The organism is Flavobacterium limicola, from assembly GCF_003634755.1.
Taxonomy (GTDB): Bacteria; Bacteroidota; Bacteroidia; order Flavobacteriales; family Flavobacteriaceae; genus Flavobacterium; species Flavobacterium limicola.
Map to the genome: position 1 here is coordinate 369860 of NZ_RBXA01000001.1, position 22634 is coordinate 392493.

General features: G+C 36.1%; 19 protein-coding genes. 13 read left to right on the plus strand and 6 right to left on the minus strand.

Features of this window, described 5'->3' with window-relative positions; all coding sequences use genetic code 11:
* Nucleotides 1-176 precede the first annotated feature (176 nt).
* Complete coding sequence (locus BC952_RS01620) at nt 177-509, minus strand: single-stranded DNA-binding protein (protein ID WP_121363972.1); 333 nt, start codon at nt 507-509, stop codon at nt 177-179.
* Between the two features lie 186 nt (nt 510-695).
* On the opposite strand from BC952_RS01620, the gene BC952_RS01625 reads away from it, so the two are divergent.
* The 6 genes from BC952_RS01625 (at nt 696) to BC952_RS01650 (ending at nt 7468) form a co-directional block, all read left to right on the plus strand.
* Nucleotides 696-2225: a bifunctional GNAT family N-acetyltransferase/carbon-nitrogen hydrolase family protein gene (locus BC952_RS01625; RefSeq protein ID WP_121363973.1), complete on the plus strand. Its 1530-nt coding sequence runs from the start codon at nt 696-698 to the stop codon at nt 2223-2225.
* Nucleotides 2222-2572 carry a hypothetical protein gene (locus BC952_RS01630; protein ID WP_113635944.1) on the plus strand — a complete coding sequence of 117 codons (351 nt, stop codon included), beginning with the start codon at nt 2222-2224 and terminating at the stop codon, nt 2570-2572. Before BC952_RS01625 ends, BC952_RS01630 begins: the two co-directional genes overlap by 4 nt.
* Before the next feature lie 104 nt (nt 2573-2676).
* Nucleotides 2677-4995, plus strand: a complete 2319-nt coding sequence (locus BC952_RS01635) for a M28 family peptidase (RefSeq protein ID WP_121364904.1) — start codon at nt 2677-2679, stop codon at nt 4993-4995.
* An 11-nt stretch (nt 4996-5006) separates the two neighbouring features.
* Nucleotides 5007-5810 carry a Rossmann-fold NAD(P)-binding domain-containing protein gene (locus BC952_RS01640; RefSeq protein ID WP_121363974.1) on the plus strand — a complete coding sequence of 268 codons (804 nt, stop codon included), beginning with the start codon at nt 5007-5009 and terminating at the stop codon, nt 5808-5810.
* A 1-nt stretch (nt 5811) separates the two neighbouring features.
* Nucleotides 5812-6735, plus strand: coding sequence for a DMT family transporter (locus BC952_RS01645; protein ID WP_121363975.1), 924 nt, complete (start codon nt 5812-5814; stop codon nt 6733-6735).
* A 76-nt stretch (nt 6736-6811) separates the two neighbouring features.
* A complete protein-coding gene (locus tag BC952_RS01650) occupies nt 6812-7468 on the plus strand; it encodes a response regulator (RefSeq protein WP_121363976.1) in 657 nt (218 codons plus the stop codon).
* 94 nt (nt 7469-7562) lie between these two features.
* Here the strand turns inward: BC952_RS01650 and BC952_RS01655 are convergent, their stop codons facing one another.
* Together BC952_RS01655 and BC952_RS01660 are read right to left on the minus strand one after the other, a co-directional pair.
* Complete coding sequence (locus tag BC952_RS01655) at nt 7563-9626, minus strand: M13 family metallopeptidase (protein WP_121363977.1); 2064 nt, start codon at nt 9624-9626, stop codon at nt 7563-7565.
* A gap of 172 nt (nt 9627-9798) precedes the next feature.
* A complete protein-coding gene (locus BC952_RS01660; protein ID WP_121363978.1) occupies nt 9799-11862 on the minus strand; it encodes a M13 family metallopeptidase in 2064 nt (687 codons plus the stop codon).
* 233 nt (nt 11863-12095) lie between these two features.
* On the opposite strand from BC952_RS01660, the gene BC952_RS01665 reads away from it, so the two are divergent.
* From BC952_RS01665 to BC952_RS01685, 5 genes are all read left to right on the plus strand, one after another.
* Nucleotides 12096-12761, plus strand: coding sequence for an SCO family protein (locus BC952_RS01665; RefSeq protein ID WP_121363979.1), 666 nt, complete (start codon nt 12096-12098; stop codon nt 12759-12761).
* Nucleotides 12762-12914: 153 nt separating this feature from the next.
* Nucleotides 12915-13157, plus strand: coding sequence for a FeoA family protein (locus tag BC952_RS01670; protein ID WP_121363980.1), 243 nt, complete (start codon nt 12915-12917; stop codon nt 13155-13157).
* Nucleotides 13151-15253, plus strand: a complete 2103-nt coding sequence (gene feoB / locus BC952_RS01675; protein ID WP_121363981.1) for a ferrous iron transport protein B — start codon at nt 13151-13153, stop codon at nt 15251-15253. The genes BC952_RS01670 and feoB overlap by 7 nt, the downstream gene beginning before the upstream one ends.
* Nucleotides 15254-15364: 111 nt before the next feature.
* Complete coding sequence (locus BC952_RS01680; protein ID WP_121363982.1) at nt 15365-17593, plus strand: TonB-dependent receptor family protein; 2229 nt, start codon at nt 15365-15367, stop codon at nt 17591-17593.
* A 66-nt stretch (nt 17594-17659) separates the two neighbouring features.
* Nucleotides 17660-17788: a FeoB-associated Cys-rich membrane protein gene (locus BC952_RS01685; RefSeq protein WP_121363983.1), complete on the plus strand. Its 129-nt coding sequence runs from the start codon at nt 17660-17662 to the stop codon at nt 17786-17788.
* Here the strand turns inward: BC952_RS01685 and BC952_RS01690 are convergent.
* Genes BC952_RS01690 through BC952_RS01700 form a run of 3 tightly spaced genes read right to left on the minus strand, consistent with a single transcriptional unit; the run spans nt 17785 to nt 19723 of the window.
* Nucleotides 17785-18207, minus strand: a complete 423-nt coding sequence (locus BC952_RS01690) for a hypothetical protein (RefSeq protein WP_147405258.1) — start codon at nt 18205-18207, stop codon at nt 17785-17787. The genes BC952_RS01685 and BC952_RS01690 overlap by 4 nt on opposite strands.
* A 47-nt stretch (nt 18208-18254) precedes the next feature.
* Nucleotides 18255-19073, minus strand: a complete 819-nt coding sequence (locus BC952_RS01695; RefSeq protein ID WP_091172296.1) for a ZIP family metal transporter — start codon at nt 19071-19073, stop codon at nt 18255-18257.
* A 2-nt stretch (nt 19074-19075) separates the two neighbouring features.
* Complete coding sequence (locus tag BC952_RS01700; RefSeq protein ID WP_121363985.1) at nt 19076-19723, minus strand: metal-dependent transcriptional regulator; 648 nt, start codon at nt 19721-19723, stop codon at nt 19076-19078.
* 178 nt (nt 19724-19901) lie between these two features.
* Here BC952_RS01700 and BC952_RS01705 point away from each other — a divergent pair, with 178 nt between their 5' ends.
* Both BC952_RS01705 and BC952_RS01710 read left to right on the plus strand, forming a co-directional pair.
* Nucleotides 19902-22145, plus strand: coding sequence for a TonB-dependent receptor (locus tag BC952_RS01705; RefSeq protein ID WP_121364905.1), 2244 nt, complete (start codon nt 19902-19904; stop codon nt 22143-22145).
* Nucleotides 22145-22612, plus strand: coding sequence for a thioredoxin family protein (locus BC952_RS01710; RefSeq protein WP_121363986.1), 468 nt, complete (start codon nt 22145-22147; stop codon nt 22610-22612). Before BC952_RS01705 ends, BC952_RS01710 begins: the two co-directional genes overlap by 1 nt.
* Nucleotides 22613-22634: the final 22 nt, after the last annotated feature.

The window sequence follows — 22634 nt, forward strand, 5'->3', positions numbered from 1 at the left end:
AACCATTAAGATTGCAGAAAACTGTAAATCTAAATGCTGTAAAAAATTTAAAAAAGGAGAAGATAAACGTTGCAAACGATGTCCTCTGTTTGATTTATTGAAAAAAACATCTTAATTCAAAATATAAATGCCCTCTATCTCAGAGGGCATTATTTTTATACTTTACTCCGGAATAATTATTTTCCTAAAAGCATTATTTCGTTTACCACAACTTCCGTAACATAGCGTTTTTCTCCGTTTTTATCATCATAACTTCTATGGGTCAATTTTCCTTCAACAGCAATTTCCTTGCCTTTGGTAACGTATTTTTCTATGATTTCAGCTGTTTTTCCCCAAGCTACTAATTTATGCCATTGGGTTTCTTCTACTTTTTCTCCTTTGTCGTTTTTATAGCTTTCATTTGTTGCTAATGTAAAATTGGCCAACTTTTTTCCTCCGTCAAATGATTTGATTTCCGGGTCATTCCCAACGTGTCCAATTAACTGTACTTTGTTTCTTAATGTGCTCATGGCGTGTAAAATTTAAATGTTAGTGTATATAAGTTATTTGTTGAATCGTTATTTGAAATCAACACTGCAAAGATGCGGTGACTGTCAAAAACTATTCGGTTACTAACTATTTACTTTCGGTTGTAACTATTTGTAAACGTTTGTAAATGGGAAAAATTCGCTATATTTGATAAAAATAAAATTTTTATGCAAACCAAAATAAACAAAGTAGAGTTACGAAATCTGAAATTTGATGACTACAAAGAGTTGAAAAACTCCATGGTAGAATCGTATCCGGAGATGGTAGGTTCCTACTGGAGAGAACATCATATTGAAAAATTATTAAGCCTTTTTCCTGAAGGTCAATTGGTAATTTTGGTAGATGGAAAAGTAGTTGGCTCTGCTTTGTCTCTAATTGTTGACGAAAGTTTAGTAGACAAAAACCATAATTACTCTGACATAACCGGAAAATACACCTTCTCTACCCACAACCCAAAAGGAGATGTTTTATACGGAATAGATGTATTTATTCATCCAAATTATAGAGGACTGCGCCTTGGAAGACGATTGTATGATGCCCGAAAAGAATTATGTGAACAATTAAATTTGAAAGCAATTGTGTTTGCCGGAAGAATTCCTAATTATGGACAACATGCAGCAACACTTACTCCAAAAATTTATATCGAGAAAGTAAAAAGAAAAGAATTACACGACTCCGTACTTTCATTCCAGTTGAGTAATGATTTTCACGTAATCCGAGTGATGAAAAACTACTTGGAAGGTGATACCGATTCAAAAGAATTTGCAGTTTTACTGGAATGGAACAATATTTATTACGACGAAAGTCCGAAATTAATAAACCTTAAGAAAAGCGTTATCCGCTTAGGACTTGTTCAATGGCAAATGCGTCAACTAAACAATCTGGAAGCTTTATTCGAACAATGCGAATTTTTTGTCGATGTCGTTTCAGGATACGGTAGTGATTTTGCGCTGTTTCCAGAACTATTCACAGCTCCTTTGATGGCGGATTACAATCATTTGTCAGAAGCCGATGCGATTAGGGAATTAGCAAAACATGCAGAACCTGTTCGCAAACGTTTCCAGGAATTGGCTATTTCTTACAATATCAACATCATTACAGGAAGCATGCCGTATTTAGAAAACGGCACATTATACAATGTGGGTTTTCTTTGCAAAAGAGATGGAACTTCTGAGATGTATGCCAAAATACATGTTACTCCAAACGAAGTGCAGCATTGGGGAATGACAGGCGGTTCACAAATTAAAACATTTGACACCGATTGTGGAAAAATTGGAATCGTGATATGTTACGATGTCGAATTTCCAGAACTTTCGAGATTACTGGCAGATGAGGGAATGAATATTTTATTTGTTCCGTTCTTGACAGATACTCAAAATGCGTATACCAGAGTCAAACACTGCGCACAAGCCAGAGCGATAGAAAACGAATGTTATGTGGCAATAGCCGGCTGCGTGGGTAATCTTCCAAAGGTAAACAACATGGACATTCAATATGCACAATCAGCAGTATTTACACCTTCTGATTTTGCTTTTCCAAGTAACGGAATAAAAGCCGAGGCAACTCCAAATACGGAAATGACACTGATAGTCGATGTAGATTTAGACTTACTGAAAGAACTTCACGAGCATGGAAGTGTTCGAATTCTAAAAGACCGCAGAACTGACTTATACGACATCAAAAAAATAAATCCATGAATAAAACCTGCTTAGAATGTGGAGAAAAAATTGTAGGCCGGGAAGACAAAAAGTTTTGTAGCGACGGTTGTCGTAATGCTTTCAACAATAAAATAAACAAGGACAGTACTAATTTTATGCGCAACATCAACAACAAGTTGCGCAAAAATTACCGCATTCTATCTGAGCTAAATACCGACGGAAAATCAAAAGCCACACGGGCAAAATTGTTAAGTAAAGGTTTTGATTTTGAATTTTTTACCAATATCCTCCAAACCAAAACAGGAAATACCTACTATTTCTTGTACGACCAAGGATACATGGTTTTAGAAAATGATTTTTATATGTTGGTCAAAAAAGACATTTAATACCGCAAATCCCCAAATCTACCTAACCTACCATGAAAAAAGACTATTTTTCAATTTTTGCCGGCTTATTTATCCTATTAATTCTAGGGTTAATTTACATTACAATGATGCCACAATGGACTTCGGATGATGAAGGTTCACTTGCTGAATTTTCAACCAAAAGAGCCTTAAATCAAGTAGAAGCCATTTCGAAACAACCACATTTTGTAGGTTCTGCAAATCATGAAGTAGTCGCAAATTATCTAATAAAAGAGCTGAATAAGTTAGGACTGGAAACTTCTATTCAGGAAGGATATACGCTCAGCGATTGGGGAAATCTGGTAAAGTCCAAAAACATCTTGGCCCGAATCAAAGGTTCCAATAGTTCCAAAGCATTGTTATTGCTTTCCCATTATGACAGCGCACCTCACTCCTACTCTCCTGGTGCCAGCGATGCGGGTTCTGGTGTAGCAACAATCCTGGAAAGTGTTCGTACTTTTTTGTACAATAAAACGCCGCATAAAAATGATATAATTATTCTGTTTTCAGATGCTGAGGAATTAGGACTGAATGGCGCTGCACTTTTTGTAACCCAACATCAATGGGCTAAAGAAGTCGGCTTAGTTTTAAATTTTGAAGCACGCGGCTCATCCGGTCCAAGCTATATGCTGATGGAAACTAACAAAGGAAATGCAGGATTAGTAAAAGAGTTTGCTGCCGCAAAAGCGACTTTTCCAGTTTCAAATTCCTTGATGTACAGCATCTATAAAATGTTACCCAATGATACTGATTTGACCGTTTTCAGGGAACAAGGCAACATTCAAGGTTATAATTTTGCTTTTATAGATGACCATTTTAACTATCACACCGCCCAAGATGACATCCATCATTTGAACAAAAACACATTAGCACATCAAGGTTCTTATTTGATGCCGCTATTAAATTATTTCTCAAACACAGATTTAAATACAACAAAAGCCAGCGAAGATTACGTCTATTTTACCATTCCTTATACATTTATAAGTTATCCTTTCAGTTGGGTTTTGCCTATGGTAATAATTGCATTGGCGCTGTTTATTTTTCTGCTGTTTTTAGGAAAAGCCAAACGCATTTTGTCGTTTAGGGAAATCGGTAAAGGATTTATACCGCTATTAGGTTCTTTATTTGCATCTGGATTAATCACTTTTTTCGGGTGGAAAGGCTTGTTAATGGCCTATCCGCAATACAATGATTTGCTGAACGGATTTACCTATAACGGACATGCTTATATTGCCGCTTTTGTGTTATTATCCTTAGCGATAAGTATGGTTTTTTATCATTTATTATCTGAGCGAAAAGTAACCATCAATCATTATGCAGCGCCATTATTTTTATGGATCATCATCAACGGAATTCTAGCTTTTGTTTTACCTGGAGCAGGATTTTTGATTATTCCGGTGTACTTTGGGCTATTGATTTTTGGGCTTTTTATCGTGACACAAAAATCGAACAAAACATTAAATCTCCTATTAAGCATTCCCGCTTTGCTAATAATAGCGCCTTTTATCCAAATGTTTCCGATAGGTTTAGGATTGAAAGTCCTGTTTGGAAGTGCCATCCTTACGGTGCTGACTTTTGGCTTATTGTTGCCAGTTTTTGGGGCTTTCGCCAAAAAGGGAATCTGGTCCATAATCCTTCTTTTGCTTTCCATTGGCTTTTTTGCGAAAGCGCATTCTGAATCCGGTTACGAAGCTGGTAAAGCAAAATCAAACAGTTTATTGTATGTGTACGATGCTGATACAGACCAAGCAAGTTGGGCAACATACGACAAAAATCTTGATTCTTGGACCAAAGGCTATTTGGGTGAAAACCCGAAAAACGCAACCAATTTGAACGAAATTCCTTTGTTCAGCAAATACAATTCTGGTTTTACATACGCGGCGAATGCGCCTAAAAAAGACCTTCAGAAACCAAGTATTGAATTTCTGGAAGACCGAATCGTAGGCAATCAAAGGTATTTGAGAATAAAAATTTCCCCGAATCGAAACGTTAATCGCTATGATATTTTTGCCAATGAAAAAATGGAAATTCATAATTTCAAAGCAAATGGCGTAACCACTTTAGGCCAAAAAAATTCACTTTATCAGCGAAAAGGCAAAAAGATATTGAGCTATTATGTGGTAGGAAATGCACCTTTAGAAATGCAGTTCAGCATGAATGTTTCAACAGTTTTAGATATGGAACTCTTAGAAAGTTCATTTGATTTGTTGTCAAACCCATTATTTGAAATCACAAAAAGAGAAAACTGGATGATGCCAACCCCGTTTGTTCTGAACGATGCAGTGGTCATTAGACAAAAAATAAAAGTGAGTCCGGTTGTTGTGAATACTTTGGATGCTGCTGTAACAAATCCTGTTGTAAAAGATAGTTTAACAGTTGCTAAAGACAGTTTGAAAGTCAATTAATTTTTCAAAAAATGACAAAAATTAGTATTCTAGGTTGCGGTTGGTTGGGTTTGCCTTTGGCGAAAGCCTTACTTACAAATGGGTTTTCAGTAAAAGGCTCAACAACTTCTGATGAGAAATTAGTAACATTAAAAAATGCAGGAATCGCTCCTTTCTTAATTGCGCTTTCAGAAAATAAAACCTCTGGAAACTTAACTGAATTTCTGGAAAATTCTGAAATTCTGATTATCGATGTTCCGCCGAAACTTCGCGGTTCAGGTACAGAAAATTTTGTATCCAAGATTAGAAATATAATTCCGTTTATAGAAAAATCATCTGTCGAAAAAGTGCTTTTCATTAGCTCAACATCGGTTTATAATGATGACGAGATTTTTGTTACTGAAGAAACAATCCCAAAACCAGACACTGAAAGCGGCAAACAATTACTAGAAACAGAACTGCTTTTGCAAAACAACAGCCATTTCAAGACAACAGTATTGCGTTTTGGTGGCTTAATTAGCGAAGACCGTCATCCTGTGAAGTTCCTGGCCGGTCGAGAAGATTTAGACAATCCTGACGCTCCGATTAATTTAATTCATCAGGAAGATTGTATTGGAATAATTCTAAAAATTATTGAAACGGATTCTTGGAATGAAACCTTCAATGCGGTGGCTCCATCTCATCCTTCCCGAGAAATGTACTATACTCAAAAGGCTATAGATTTGAATTTGGCTTTGCCAAAGTTTAATTCTGAACAAAATTCTGGTGGAAAAATAATTTTGAGCGCTCGCTTAGAAAAGGTTTTAAATTATACTTTTACGAAACCAAATTTGTAACGTGAGAACTAAAATTAAGAATGCTGTTTCGTCTAAAGTGAACACTATTGGGCTTCCTATTTTAGCTTTGTGCTGGGTCAGTTTTTTCTGGGGAACAACCTGGATTGCTTCCAAAGAAGGTGTAAAACACATGCCCGCCTTACAGCTTGTCGCCATCAGACAATTCTTAGGGGGTTTCCTTTATATTTCCTTTTTTTTGTTTAAAAAAGCACCTTGGCCAAAGGGAAAACAATGGAAAACAATTATCATTCTAAGCATTCTTAATTTTGTTCTAAGCAACGGATTAAGCACTTGGGGCGTAAAATACATCAGTAGCGGACTTGGCGCAATCATTGGGGCTATTGTACCTTTATGGATCGTTATTATTACTTTTTTTAGAGGAGAACGTTTGTCCAGATTATCGGTTATTGGTTTGATTATCAGCTTTAGTGGCGTTTGTGTTATTTTTTACGACCACCTGAGTGATTTCTTAATTCCAAATTTCAGATTCGGGATAATAATTTCCATAATTTCTACTTTAACCTGGGCTTTTGGGACTTTGTATACCAAGAAAAAAGCAGCGACTTTTAATCCATATTTTAGTTTGGGACTGCAAATGTTTATATCCAGTATTCTAATTTTTGCATACAATGGAGCAACTGGAACTTCCGTTAGTTTGAGTGCTATACCGGCGATTTCGTGGTGGTCGATTGCCTATTTAGTTATAGTGGGTTCTATTCTTACCTTCATTGCCTTTATTTATGCGCTTCAAAATCTTCCTGCAGAGATTAGTACTGTCTATTCATACATTAACCCCATTGTTGCTGTAATTTTAGGAGCGCTAATTTTTGGTGAAACCCTTAACGCTGCCATTGCAATAGGTGGAGGAGTTACATTAAGCGGATTGTATCTGGTCAATTATTCATTGAGAAAAACACGAAAATGAGACGATTCTCTCAGAACTGATAGCAATAAATAAAAAACTAAAATTCATTTTTATAAAGCCCCCTAAATCAAATTATATGTCTCTAGAAATTTTATTGGTAGATGACCACATTATGATTACTGACTGTTACAAAATGGCTTTAACAAATTTAGAAATAAGCACACGAATTACATCCGCTAATTCGTTAGAAAATGCCTATAAATTCATTTTTGATAATGGTCCAGATGTACGCATCGATTTAGTAATACTAGATTTAAGCATGCCAGAATACCCCGAAAAAAAAATAGAAAATGGAGAAGATTTAGCAAAATTAATTCGAGTAAGACACCCTAGAACTAAAATTATTTTTATCACAGGTTATTGCAACATTATAAGATTAAACAGTATTATACATGATATAAATCCAGAAGGTTTGATTGAAAAATCAGATCTTGATTTTAGTTCAATCAGTATTATTTGCAATAAAATTATTGCTGGAGAAATATATAAGAGTGAAAGAGTAAAAAAAACAATTGAAGATTTTTCAACCAAAGAAATGTTTTTAGATACTATTGACAGACAGATTATAATTCTGATCAGTCAAAATACCAAAACCGTAAATATGCCTGAGCTATTGAACTTGAGCTTGAGTGCTATTGAAAAAAGAAAAGCAAAAATAAAAATATATTTTGGTGTAGAAAAAGGAAGCGACGACGCTATTATTAAGAAAGCCAAAGAAATAGGATTTGTTTAAAGAATCTTTTTCCAAAACAATTTAGTCTTTAAATTGTAAAAAAAATATCCCATTCAACTGAACGAATGGGATATTTTTAGTTTTTTAAAACTGATTACCAGATTCTCACACGCTTTTCAGGTGCAATGTACATTCCGTCAGTTGCTTGAATATCGAAAGCTTTATAGAACGTATCTATATTTTGCAAAGGAACATAGGCACGGTACATTCCTGGAGAATGCGGGTCTGTTTTCACTTGATTTTTCAAGGCTTCATCACGCATTTTTGAACGCCAGATCGTCGACCAAGAAATAAAGAAACGTTGTTCTGGAGTGTATCCGTCAATTAATCCTGGGTTTCCGCTTTCTTTCAAATACAATTGTAAACCATCATAAGCGGCATTTACGCCTCCTAAATCTCCAATGTTCTCTCCCAATGTAAATTTACCATCTACGAAAGTTCCTGGAATTGGTTCCAAAGCGCTGTATTGAGCTGCAAGAGCTCCCGTTAAAGCAGAGAATTGTTTCAAATCTTCAGCCGTCCACCAGTCAACTAAATTTCCATCAGCGTTGTAACGGGAACCTGAATCATCAAAACCATGTGAGATTTCGTGTCCAATAACCCCACCGATTCCACCATAATTTACTGCTTCATCCGCTTGATAATTGTAAAAAGGCGGTTGCAAGATAGCTGCTGGGAATACAATTTCGTTATTTGAAGGATTGTAATAGGCATTTACCGTTTGTGGTGACATTCCCCATTTTTCTTTATCCACTGGTTTATTTAACTCGGCTAAGTTTTCCTCAAAACGCCATTTTGCCATGTTTTTTGAGTTTTCAAAATAAGTCCCACCTTCTTCCGGACTTTTAATCGTCAAGGCTGAATAGTCTTTCCATTTGTCAGGATAACCAATTTTAATTCTTGATTTATGCAATTTAGCAAGCGCGCTTACTTTTGTTTCTGCAGACATCCAAGATAAATTATTGATTCTGTTTTCGAAAGCCAAGAAGATGTTTTTAATCATTTTTTCCGCTTTTAATTTGGCTTCAGCCGGAAATTTTTTCTCAACATATAATTTCCCTAATGCTTCACCAACTGCTCCATTGATTGTTTGAAGTGCTCTTTCATCACGTGGTCTTTGGCTTACTGCACCAGTCAAAGTTTTTCCGTAAAACTCAAAGTTTGTATTTTCAATTTCAGTTGACAATTGGCTTGACGATCTGTTCAACAAACTCCAACGCATGTATGCTTTCCAGTCTTCCACTTTATTTTCTTTGAAAATAATTTCTAAAGCGGTCATGTATTTAGGTTGTGATACGATTACGGTATCTACTTTTGTCAATCCAATTTTTGTAAAATAATTATTCCAGTTGATAGATGGAGTCAATTTACTCAATTCAGCCAATGTCATTGGATTGTAAGACTTACGGCGGTCTCTACGCTCTACTCTGTCTAATCTTGGTTTAGACATGGCAATTTCAAGAGCCAGAATTTTATCAGCATTGGCTTTTGCAACAGCAGGCTTATCGCCCAAGTACTGTAACATTTTAGCAACGTGTAAAACATATTTCGCACGTTTCTCTTTAGAATCGGCATCTTCAGAAACATAATAATCTCTGTCTGGCAAACCTACGCCGCCTGGACCTAAGTTAATCACGTTTCTACTGCTGTTTTTCGCATCCGTTCCTACACCGGCACCCATGAATCCAATACCACCGATTGGTTCCATTTCAATCAATAAAGCCTCTAAATCTTTAGCATTTTTAACCGCATCAATTTTCTTCAAATACGGTTTCAAAGGAGCTATTCCTAACTTGTTTCTTCCTACAGTATCTAAAATAGATTTGTATAAATTAATCGCTTTTCCTTGATCCGTATTTGATTTATAGATCGGATTTGTCGTGGCTTCTTTTAAAATTGCCAAAGCATCCGCGTCAGTTCGTTGACGCAATTCGTCAAAACTACCCCAACGGGTTCTGTCAGCTGGAATCTCCGTATTGTTCAACCAAGTTCCATTCACATAGCGAAAGAAATCATTACTTGGCTTCACGTTTTTATCCATGTAATTCACATTAATTCCCGGTTCCTTAGCTGCAGGAGCGGTTTGTGCTTGACCCACCGCAAAACCCATGATTGCGGGAATCACAAAAAGCAATTGCTTATTGCTATTTTTTTTCATTTTTTTTAGTTTTTTAGTTATAATCACAAAGCTATTAATAAATTTTTAAATTTTCTGTTAAATTTTATTCTTCAAAAATACCCAAAGATGTTAACAAAAAAATCTCACTTGCTTAATCTAAAAGTATAGACTTTGGTCAAATGAGATTTTTAATTTATTTCTTTCGTTTAAACTACCAGATTTTCACTCTTTTTTCTGGTTGGATGTACATTCCATCGCCTGATTTAACTCCAAAAGCATCATAAAAAGCATCTACGTTTTGTACTGGAACATAAGCTCTGTACATTCCCGGAGAATGTGGATCTGTCTTTACCTGATTTTTAATTGCTTCATCACGCATTTTAGTACGCCAAACTGTAGCCCAAGAGATAAAAAAACGTTGCTCCGGAGTATATCCATCAATTAGTCCTGGTTTTCCATTGGCTTTTAAATACAGTTGTAAACCGTCATAAGCAGCGTTCACACCACCTAAATCACCAATGTTTTCTCCTAAAGTAAATTTCCCGTCAACGTGAATTCCCGGAAGTGGCTCCAAGGCGCTGTACTGGTCTGCCAAAGCAGTTCCTAAATCAGTAAATTGTTTTAAATCATTAGCGGTCCACCAGTCTACTAAGTTTCCATCAGCGTTGTAACGCGCTCCGGAATCATCGAATCCATGAGAAATTTCATGACCTATTACAGCTCCTATTCCACCATAATTCACGGCTTCATCAGCTTGGTAATTGTAAAAAGGAGGTTGCAAGATAGCTGCTGGAAACACAATTTCGTTATAAGAAGGATTGTAATAAGCGTTGACCGTTTGTGGTGACATTCCCCATTCCGTTTTATCTACTGGCTTGTATAATTTATCAACATCTTCATTAAATGACCAACGATTAAGATTTTTTACATTTTCAAAATAACTTCCACCTGCTTCTGTAGAGGAAATTTTCAATGCTGAATAATCCTTCCATTTATCTGGGTATCCAATTTTAATCGTAATCTTATTCAACTTTTCAATGGCTTTTACTTTGGTCTCAGCCGACATCCAAGTCAAATTATTAATTCTGTTTTGATAGGCCAGAACTACATTTTTAATCATTTTTTCGGCTTTTACTTTGGCTTCAGCCGGAAACATTTTCTCAACATATAACTTCCCTAATGCTTCGCCAATTGTTCCGTTAACGGTTTGCAGCGCTCTATCTTCTCTCGGTCTTTGCTTAATAGCACCAGTTAAAGTTTTACCGTAAAAATCAAAATTTGCAACCTCTATTTCCGATGATAATTGTCCCGAAGCGCTTCTGAGTATAGTCCATTTCATGTATGCTTTCCAATCCTCTATTTTATTTTGTGTCATAATAGCTTGTAATGCTTTCATATATCTTGGTTCAGTAACAATAACCGTTTCCAGTTTTGTAAAACCAAGGTCTGTAAAATAGTTTTGCCAATCTATTGCAGGAGTTATTTTTTGCAACTCTGCAACAGTCATTGGATTGTATTGCAATCGTCCGTCTCTTTGCTCAACTCTATCAAGTCTAGGTGCTGACATGACTGTTTCCAGCGCTACAATTTTCCTGGCACTCTCTTTAGCTTTAACAGGATTTTCACCAACGAATTGTAACATTCTTGCTACGTGCACCTCGTACTTTTCTCGTTTTTCTTTTGAATCCTTATCGGTTGCTGAATAATAATCTTTGTCCGGTAATCCTAAAGATCCCGTACCCACATAAAGGGAATTCTTACTGCTGTTCTTATCATCAGCGCTTACATAAAGCCCAAAAAAACCTATTCCTCCTATTGGTTCCATTTCAACTAACACTTTCTGTAAATCTTTAGTGTTTTTGATGGCATCAATTTTAACTAAATATGGCTTAAGTGGCGTAATTCCTTGCTTATCTCTCGCTACAGTATCTAAAATAGATTTAAAAAGATTGATTGCTTTTCCTTGATCAGTATCCGATTTATAGATTGGATTTCTTGAGGCTTCCTTCAAAATATCCATGGCATCTTTATCGGTTTTTTTCAATAATTCATTGAAACTCCCCCAAGAAGTTCTGTCGCTTGGAATTTCAGTTTTGTCCAGCCAAGTCCCATTTACATACCTGAAAAAGTCATCACTGGGTTTTACTTTCTTATCAATATTCATCACATTAATTCCAGGTTCTTTAGTTGCCGGAACATTCTGTGCTTGACCCACCGCAAAACCCATAATTGCGGGAATCACAAAAAGCAATTGCTTATTGCTGGTTTTTTTCATTTTTTTTAGTTTTTTAGTTATGTTAACAAAGCTATTGATAAATAATGTGATTTTTAGTTAAAATCTACTATTTACAAAAACATCACTATTTGACTTCAAACTTTCTAAAAGGTTTAATCAAAAAAGGTATTAATTTTAAATCCTTCATTTCCAAAGAATCTATCTAAAATAAGATTGTGTTAATTTGATTTAAAACAATTTCTCTTTTCGTATTTTTGCACCAAAATAGCACTATGTCTGAGTTTTTTAAAAAATACCGTCTCTTTTTTGGGGTTTTCATTGTTCTTTCGGCAATCATTTTAACCTTATTTTATTCGGCTTTAAAGCCAAAAAAAACACTTCCCATTTTTAATCCCGCAGATGTAAATCCGGAATTAGTAGACAGCACGGTTCAGTACAAAAGCAAATACCACACGATTGCTGATTTTTCATTCATCAACCAGAACGGAAAAACCATCACCCAAAAAGATTACGAAGGCAAAATATATGTGGCTGATTTTTTCTTTACCACTTGTGGCTCTATTTGTCCAAAAATGACCACCAACTTATCCGATATCCAAAAAGCTTTCGCCAATAATCCAAAGGTAAAATTGCTGTCACACACTGTTTTTCCCGAAACAGACAGCGTTCCCGTTTTGAAGGCTTACGCCAAAAAACATCATGTTGATAACAATAAATGGAACTTAGTTACCGGAGATAAAAAAGAAATCTATACCATGGCCAGAAAATCCTATTTGGCTGTGAAACTTGGAAAACCAAGTGAACTTTACGACATGGTTCACACCGAAAATTTTGTTTTGGTCGACACCAAAAAAAGAGTTCGTGGCTTTTATGACGGCACCAACAAAGAGGACATGAAACGATTAATTGAAGACATTACTTTTTTAGCTAATGAATAATAGGCATCCGAACGAACCCCAGTTTTTATAAAGATATTCGCTGTATTATCTGTTGGATTGATTTGTTTTAATTACCGTATAAATGTGATAATTATCATTTGTGTTTGTATTAAAATGTGTATTTTTGCAATCTTAATTCAATCTAAATAAGGTTTGCAAACAACGATACATTCTCTCAAAAAAGGCGAAAAAGCCATTATAAAAGACTTTGACATCGACACCGTTCCATTAAAATTATTGGAAATGGGTTGCTTACCCGGCAATATGGTTGAATTACTTCAAATTGCTCCTTTTGGAGATCCTTTATATTTGAATATTAATGGTTCACATGTTGCAATTCGGGTGGAAACTGCAAAAGAAATTGAGGTTGACATTATAAAAACCAACATATGGTAAGCAAACAAAACATCAATGTCGCTTTAATCGGGAATCCGAATGTGGGTAAAACTTCCGTTTTTAATCAACTTACGGGTTTGAATCAACAAGTGGGGAATTATCCCGGAATTACCGTTGAAAAAAAGATAGGCTTTTGTAAATTACCCAATAATATCAAGGCAAATATTCTGGATTTACCCGGAACATATAGCCTGAATGCCAGTTCCATTGATGAAAATGTGGTCATTGAATTATTACTGAACAAAAACGATAAATTATATCCTGATGTCGCGCTTGTCGTTACCGATGTGGAAAATTTAAAACGAAACTTACTTCTTTTTACCCAAATAAAAGACCTTGAAATTCCAACAATATTAGTCATCAACATGGCTGACAGAATGAAATTCAAAGGGATTACGCTGGATATTCCGTATCTTGAAGAGCACTTAAAAACTAAAATTGCATTAATCAGTTCCAGAAAAGGGTATGGAATTGACGAGTTAAAAAATTTGATTGTCAGTTACCGAACTATTTCAAGCGAACCTTGCCTGAATGCCTCAGTAATTGATCCGGATTATTTCAACAGTTTACGCAAAGCATTCCCCAATCAATTGCTTTATAAATTATGGTTGGTAATTACACAAGACGTAAATTTCCTTAATTTAGAACGAAATGAAATCCGAAGCTCGTTCACAAAATCGCACTCTGATTTAAAACGACTGCAACAAAAAGAAACTATAAAACGCTATCAATTCATCAATGATGTTTTGAAAGTGGGACTAAAAATTGATTCCTCAGTTGCACGAGATTACCGTAGCAAACTCGACCGCGTGCTGACACATAAAGTTTGGGGTTACGTCATTTTCTTTTTGATTTTATTTGTTATTTTCCAATCCATTTTCGAATGGTCTAAGATTCCTATGGACTTCATCGATGCTTCTTTTGCTTCGTTGAGCACGCTTGCTGCCGAAGAACTGCCAGCAGGAGTTTTAACCAATTTAATTTCGCAGGGAATCATCCCGGGAATTGGAGGGATTTTGATATTTATACCACAAATCGCCTTCTTATTTATGTTTATTTCTATACTAGAAGAAAGTGGTTATATGAGCCGTGTGGTTTTCCTGATGGATAAAATCATGCGTAAATTTGGTTTATCAGGCAAAAGCGTGGTACCGCTTATTTCTGGAACAGCTTGTGCGATTCCTGCGATTATGGCAACTAGAAATATAGAAAACTGGAAAGAAAGATTAATTACGATTCTGGTAACTCCATTCACAACTTGTTCTGCCAGATTACCTGTTTACGCTATCATTATTGCATTGGTAATTCCGGACAATCGTGTTTTTGGATTTCTGAACATGCAAGGAATGACTTTGATGTTGTTGTACCTTCTAGGTTTTGGAATGGCTATTTTCTCCGCTTACATTTTGAATAAAATCCTTAAAATTAAAGGAAAAACATACTTCGTGGTAGAAATGCCGAATTACAAATTACCTCTTTTCAAGAACGTGGGGATCAATGTAATCGAAAAAACAAAAGCTTTTATTTTTGGAGCCGGAAAAATCATTCTGGCGATTTCCATCGTATTGTGGTTTTTAGCTTCTTACGGTCCAGGAGAGAAATTTAACAACGCGAAAAAAATTGTTGTTGAAAACACGAAGCTGAATCCATTATCGGAAACCGAATTTGAAAATGCTGTGGCTTCTCAAAAACTGGAAAACTCCTATATTGGAATCATGGGAAAAGCCATTGAACCTGCCATTTCACCTTTGGGTTACGACTGGAAAATTGGAATTGCAATTATTAGTTCCTTTGCTGCCAGAGAAGTTTTTGTGGGAACATTAGCCACGATTTACAGCGTTGGCGGAAGCGACAATGAAGTTACCATAAAAAACAAAATGGCTGCCGAAATCAATCCCGTTACCGGAGAAAAAATCTTCAATTTTGCTTCTGGAATATCGCTGTTGTTGTTTTATGCTTTTGCCATGCAATGCGCCAGTACATTAGCGGTTACTAAAAAAGAAACCAATTCTTGGAAATGGCCAGCCGGACAATTGATCTTCATGTCTGGATTTGCTTATGTTGTGGCTTTAATTGCATACCAAATCTTGAAATAAAACCTCGCTTATTTAATCAACAAACGTTAAATTTTTTATTTTTATTATTTTTATCTTGTCTAAATAAGATTTGGGTTTTACCTTTGCAGCGTAGAATTAATCTAAATAAAAATGAGGAATAATATAATTGCAGCTTCACTATTAGTTACATCAGCTTTGTTTGCGCAAGAAAAGGAACTTTCGAAAACCCAAAAAGACAGTATTGAAAGTTTAAATGAAGTCATCATCACCACTGATGCAATCGTTGGAAGCAAATTTAAAGCTAAAAACAAAGCCGGTTCTACTTATTTTATTTCTCCAAAAGAATTAAAAACCTTCAACTACGACGATGTTTCTCGAATTCTGAGAACTGTTCCCGGAGTTACTATCCAGGAAGAAGACGGTTTTGGTTTACGTCCGAATATTGGAATGCGAGGAACCAGCCCAAATCGAAGTGAAAAAATCACCTTGATGGAAGATGGTATTCTTATTGCTCCGGCTCCTTACTCCGCTCCTGCCGCTTATTATTTCCCAACGGTAAACAGAATGCAATCTTTCGAGATATTGAAAGGCGGAAGCCAAATCCAGTACGGACCATACACAACTGGAGGCGCCATGAATATGGTTTCGACTCAAATACCAAATAAGTTTTCAGGTCGTATAATAGCTAGTATTGGAAGTTTTAACACCAAAAAAACATACGTGAATATTGGCGATGAACATAAAAATTTTGGTTATGTCTTAGAATACAACAACCGAAATTCTGATGGATTCAAAAAAATTGACAACAGCTCAAAAAACTCTGGTTTTCAAGGGAATGATTATGTGGCAAAATTCAGGATTAATACAAATGCTGATGCAAAAGTATATCAATCCTTAACCGCAAAAATCCAATATAGCGAAGATTTGGCAAACGAAACCTACCTTGGCTTGACCGATGCAGATTACGCTGAAAATCCGTACCGAAGATATGTGGGTTCCAATGAAGATTATATTGAAACGGAGCACAAACAAATTATGCTGACGCATTTGATAAAACCTTTTCAAAACTTCAGCATTACTACCAAAGCTTATAAAAATGAATTTGCCAGAAACTGGTACAAATTAGATGCCGTAAAAATCGGTGCATCAAGGGTAAGCATCAATAATATTTTGACAAATCCTGGCACTTACAATGTAGAATACCGAGCAATAACAGGTGTAGATAACACGATAAACAACGCTTTATTGGTGAAAGCGAACAACCGTATGTATGAAGCAAAAGGAATTCAAACCGTAGCGAACTACACTTTTGAAACCGGAAAAACAAAACACGATATTGATTTTGGCATCCGCTACCATGAAGATTTTGAAGATCGTTTCCAATGGGTTGACGGATATGCAATTCAAAACGGTGTGATGAACAGAACCAGCAACGGAACTCCCGGAACTGACGCCAACGCTATTGTAAAAGCCGAAGCCATTGCAGCGCATATTCTTTACAACCTGAATATAGATAAATTTACTTTCACACCGGGAATTCGTTACGAAGACATCAAACTGAATTCGTTGAATTATGGTACAAATGATGTGATTAGAGCGGGAACATCTTTGGCGAAAGCCAATAACAAAACAAATGTTTGGATTCCAGGAATGGGGATTTTGTATAAAATAAATGACGACTACAATATTTTTACAAGCGTTCACAAAGGGTTTTCACCTCCAGGTGTGAAAGCTGGCGAAGATGCGGAAAGCAGTTTGAACACCGAATTAGGTTTCCGTTTTCACAAAAATGCTTTGCAAGGGGAAATCATTGGATATTACAACAACTTTTCAAATCTTCAAGGCTCAGATTCGATGTCAGGCGGAGGAGCCGGGACTGGAGATTTATTCAATGCAGGAGAAGCTATCGTAAAAGGAATCGAATTACTGGCAACCTACGATGTTATCAATAACTCAGAAAAAGGGTTTAAAGTGCCGGTTACTGTTTCCTATACTTTGACAGATACTGAATTGAAAAATAATTTCAACAGCACGATTTGGGGAACTGTAGAAAGTGGAGATGAAATTCCATACATCGCCAAAAATCAGTTGGCTATCACAACAGCATTTGAAACAGAAAAATTCAATTTTGCCCTTAGCGGAAAATACGTAGATGCTTTCAGAACTGAAGCTGGTGTTGGAACTATTCCGGCGAATAACAGAGTCGCTTCGAATTTTATTATAGACTTCTCGGCTAAATACCACCTCAACCAACACATCAGTTTGATGGGAAATATTATTAATTTATTGGACAAAGAATACGCAGTTTCTAGAGTTCCTGCAGGTTTACGACCAGGTCAGCCTTTTGGAATTAACTTTGGAATCATGGCGCAGTTGTAAAAACTTTGTCATTAGTTTAACGCAAAAAAGCAACCTTTTCGGGTTGCTTTTTCTTATATTTACGATATGGATATTCAAGAAATTTTAGCTTTTTTAGCACTCGGAATAGCACTGGCTTTTTTGATTAAAAAATTCTTTTTCAAAAAGAAAAAATCCGATAAAGATTGCGGTAGCGGCGATTGTGGTTGTAGCTAATCTTGTTTTAAGTAACCAATTTTCAGATAATACTCTTCCGGATTAATCTTGCTTCCTTCTTTTGGATACGGCACCACACCAATGCTTTTTATCTTCTTTTGTTTTTCAGGCAGATATTTAGAGAACCACTTTTTATTGTCTTCTTCGTTTTTCATCGAAAACACCAAAGTCGTATCTTCTAACAATTTTGAATCTTTGTACACCGAAACAACAGCACTAACTTCTCCCGCCCAAATACAAGTCACACCTTCAGGGCAACGAGAATCAGAAACAATTGCTTTTAAAACCAACTGAAATCCTTTTTGATTGGGACAGACTTTTTGCTTTATAGTTGTGTATTTAACTTTTTGTGCTTTTGGGCTTTGCGCCAAAGCTACACTGCTGATCATCATAAAAAGGAATAGAATTGACTTTTTCATACGTTATGTTTAAAGGATTACTATATTCTTTTAAAACCACTAAATTTCTAACTTAAAGCCACATCCAAAACCATCATCACGATAAATCCTCCAACGAATCCAAGCGTGGCAATATCGGTATTTTTGTCCTGTTGTGTTTCCGGAATTACTTCCTCGACCACTACAAAAATCATCGCGCCTGCGGCAAAAGCCAAAGCGTACGGTAAAATTGGAGTAAAAAATGTAACAGCAAATGCACCTAAAACAGCGGCAACCGGCTCAACTAATGCTGAAGATTGTCCGTACATAAAACTTTTCCATCGGCTCATTCCCATTCTGCGCAACGGCATGGCAACAGCAATTCCTTCTGGAAAATTTTGAATTCCAATACCAATTGCTAACGTAACAGCACCCGCGATAGAAGCTTCTGGAATCCCGGCAGCAACACCACCAAAAAGAACTCCAACCGCCAATCCTTCCGGAATATTGTGCAGTGTAATTGCGGAAACCAACAATGTGGTACGTTGCCAAGGCGATTTGATTCCTTCGGTAACTTTAAAATTGATATGCAAATGCGGCAACACTTTATCAATTCCAAATATAAAAAGCGCACCAAGGAAAAAACCAAAAGCTGCAGGAATAACTTTCGCAAATCCTTCACCACCCGTCATTTCTATGGCTGGAGCCAATAAACTCCAAAAACTGGCTGCAACCATAACACCTCCCGTAAACCCGAGCATTCCGTCAAGAACAGTACGATTCATGGTTTTAAACATAAAAACAAACGAAGCTCCTAAAGCCGTTAGGAACCAAGTGAACAAACTCGCATACAAAGCGGCTAATATTGGATCGATACTCGTGAAATAATCTACTATAGATTGAAACATAATTATTTGATATATAAATTACTGGCTATTTTATTTGAAATGGTTATTTCTTTGCTTCCAACTCGAATTCGGAAAGAGGAATCGAAGCTTTCCTTTTCGATAATTTCAATTTGGGAACCCAAAGCAATTTCCTGTTTGTCTAAATATTTTAAAAAATCTGACGAAGTATCTTTAACACCCACACAAATCCCGATTTGGTTTTTCTCAAATTCAGAAAGCAGTTGTTTTTCTACTTTTATAATTCGTCCATTAGCATCCGGAATCGGGTCTCCATGTGGATCTTCGGTAGGATTTCCCAAAAAATCATCCAGTTTATTGATGAGCTTTTCGGATTTGATGTGTTCCAATTGCTCGGCGATATCGTGTACCTCATCCCAAGAAAAATCCAATTTCTCCACGAGAAAACATTCCCAAAGCCGATGTTTTCTAACGATCATTTTCGCCGCTAATTTTCCTTTATCCGTAAGGGAAACACCTTGGTACTTTACGTAGTTCACTAAGTCTTTTTCGGAGAGTTTTTTGAGCATATCAGTAACGGATGATGCTTTGGTTTCCATTTTTTCAGCAATGGCATTGGTACTGATATCAGTATCCGAAACGGAAGTAAGGTGGTAAATGGTCTTGAGATAATTTTCTTCTGAAAAGGTCATTTAATTTAAGATTGAAGATTAACGTTTTTTGATTTCATATTTCAGACTTCTCGCTAAATCAATTAAGTTATTGATACAAATGTAATTAAAAAATTTGTTTTGCAAAATATAATTTTTAGCTTTGCCTAAATTTAATTTAAGTACGGTGAAAAAAATATGTGCGTTATTTGTTTTTCTGATGTTTAACCTTGGCCATGCACAAGAAAAAACTAATCTTTCGGGATTTGTTTCATCAGAAAAAAAAGGAGTTTCGGAGGCTCGTGTTTTTTTAATAGGAACAAAATACGCCACTCAAACTGATAGTTTAGGAAAGTACAGCATCGAGAATATTGCTGAGGGAATTTATAAAATACAAATTGTAGCAGAAGGTTTTCAAACTTTAAAAAAGAATATAATTGTCAAAAGTAATGAAAACAACATTCAGGATTTTGAACTTTCTAGTACCGAAAACCAACTCAACGAAGTCGTGGTTTCGGGAACATTAAAAGCGGTAAAAAGATTAGAAAGCGCTGTTCCGGTCGAGGTTTATTCTCCAATATTTTTCAAGAAAAACCCAACGGCCAGTATTTATGAAGCCTTACAAAATGTAAATGGCGTAAGACCGCAGCTTAATTGTGGCGTTTGTAATACCGGTGATATTCATATTAATGGGCTGGAAGGTCCGTATACTTTGGTTTTAATCGACGGAATGCCTATTGTGAGTAGTTTATCTACGGTGTATGGATTATCCGGAATTCCAAATTCACTGGTGGAACGAATTGAAATCGTAAAAGGTCCCGCTTCGTCTTTATACGGCAGCGAAGCTGTGGGCGGTTTAATCAATATCATTACTAAAAACCCAACAAACGCTCCCCTATTTTCCGCTGATGTGTTTTCTACTTCTTGGTTGGAAACTAATGTTGATTTAGGAGTAAAACTCAATGTTGGTAAAAAAGCAACCGCACTTTTAGGATTAAATTATTTCAGCTACAATCAAAAAATTGACAACGATAACGACGGTTTTACTGATGTTTCCCTTTCGGACCGAATTTCCCTTTTTCAAAAATGGACTTTCGACAGAAAAGAAAATCGATTGTTTACCATTGCCGCGCGGGGAGTTTATGAAGACCGTTTTGGTGGCGATGTGCGTTGGGAGAAAAAACACCGTGGCGGTGACGAAATCTATGGCGAAAGCATTTATACCAAAAGAGCAGAATTAATAGGGAGTTACCAACTGCCTTTTCAGGAAAAACTGATGTTTTCGTTTTCAGGAAACGTACATTTTCAAGACAGTCGATACGGCACAACGAGTTATATTGCCAATCAAAAAATTGGTTTTTTACAATTGACTTGGGACAAAAAAATAGGAAATCATGACTTACTTACCGGAATCGCCACCCGATACAATTATTACGATGACAATACGCCGGCAACTTCAAAACTAGGAAATAACAATCCCGAGAAAACTTGGTTACCAGGGATTTTTATTCAAGACGAAATTACATTCACTGAAAAACACAAGCTATTACTGGGAATGCGTTACGATTACAATTCGTTTCACGGAAGTATCCTAACACCAAGAATCGCGTATAAATGGAAATTGAACGACAATAATATCATTCGTTTGAATGCTGGAACGGGTTTTAGAGTGGTGAATTTATTTACCGAAGATCATGCTGCTTTGACTGGTGCTCGTGAAATTATAATTGCCAATAACCTGAAGCCAGAACAATCCATAAATGCCAATTTGAATTATATCAAGAAGATAAATTTCGATAACGGAACTTTTATTGGTATCGAAACTTCGTTTTTTCATACGCGATTCAGCAATAAAATTGTGTCGGATTACGATACGAATCCAAACCAAATTATCTATGACAACATCAATGGCTATGCGATAAGCCAAGGAATCAGTACGAATATCGATTTCAATTTTCCAAATGGATTAAAGATTATCACTGGCGCTTCTTTGCTTGACAATAAAAACGTTCAAAATGGCCGAAAAGAAACGCCTTTTCTAACCGAAAAATTTACGGCAACCTGGAGTGTTTCGTATAAAATTCAAGCAATTGATTTGAATGTAGACTATACCGGAAATGTATACAGTCCGATGCAATTGCCTCTTTTAAGTGCTTTAGATCCTCGCGCTCCGGAATCACCTTGGTACAGTTTGCAAAACATTCAATTCACCTATTCTGGTTTGCAACACTTTGAATTCTATGCCGGAATTAAAAACCTATTGAACTTTTTACCCAAACAAAACAATCCATTTTTGATTGCCAGAACCAATGATCCGTTTGATAAAAATGTAACCTACGATACAAACGGACAAGTGCTGGCAACACCTGAAAATCCTTATGGATTAACGTTTGATACGACTTATGTCTATGGACCGAACCAAGGAATCAGAAGCTTTTTCGGACTTCGTTATACCTTAAAATAATGAAAAAGAATCTTTATTTACTGTTGTTATTATGCTGTGCGATTCCGGATGGATTTGCGCAGTTACATTCGGTTTCATTGGAACAAATAGACAGTTTACAACGTATCGAAAAGAGAAAAACGATTGTTTTTATTCAAACCTATTGGTGCCAATTTTGTCATGCGATGAAAAACACCACTTTCAAAAACGAGGAAATCATCAAGGAGCTTAACACTGCTTTTTATTTTGTTAATTTCAATGCCGAAGAAAAGCGAACGGTAGTCTTCAACAAAACCACTTTTCAATTCAAATCCACGGGAAATAACACTGGAACACATGAACTGGCCATCGCACTAGGAACAATAAATAAACAATTGAACTTTCCTGTATTGTGTGTTTTGAACAGTGAAAACGAGATTATTTTTCAGCACAGCGGGTACTTAAAACCAAAAGAATTAAAGCTGATTTTAGCCAAACTAAAAGAATAAAATTGCCTATTTTTGGGGAAAT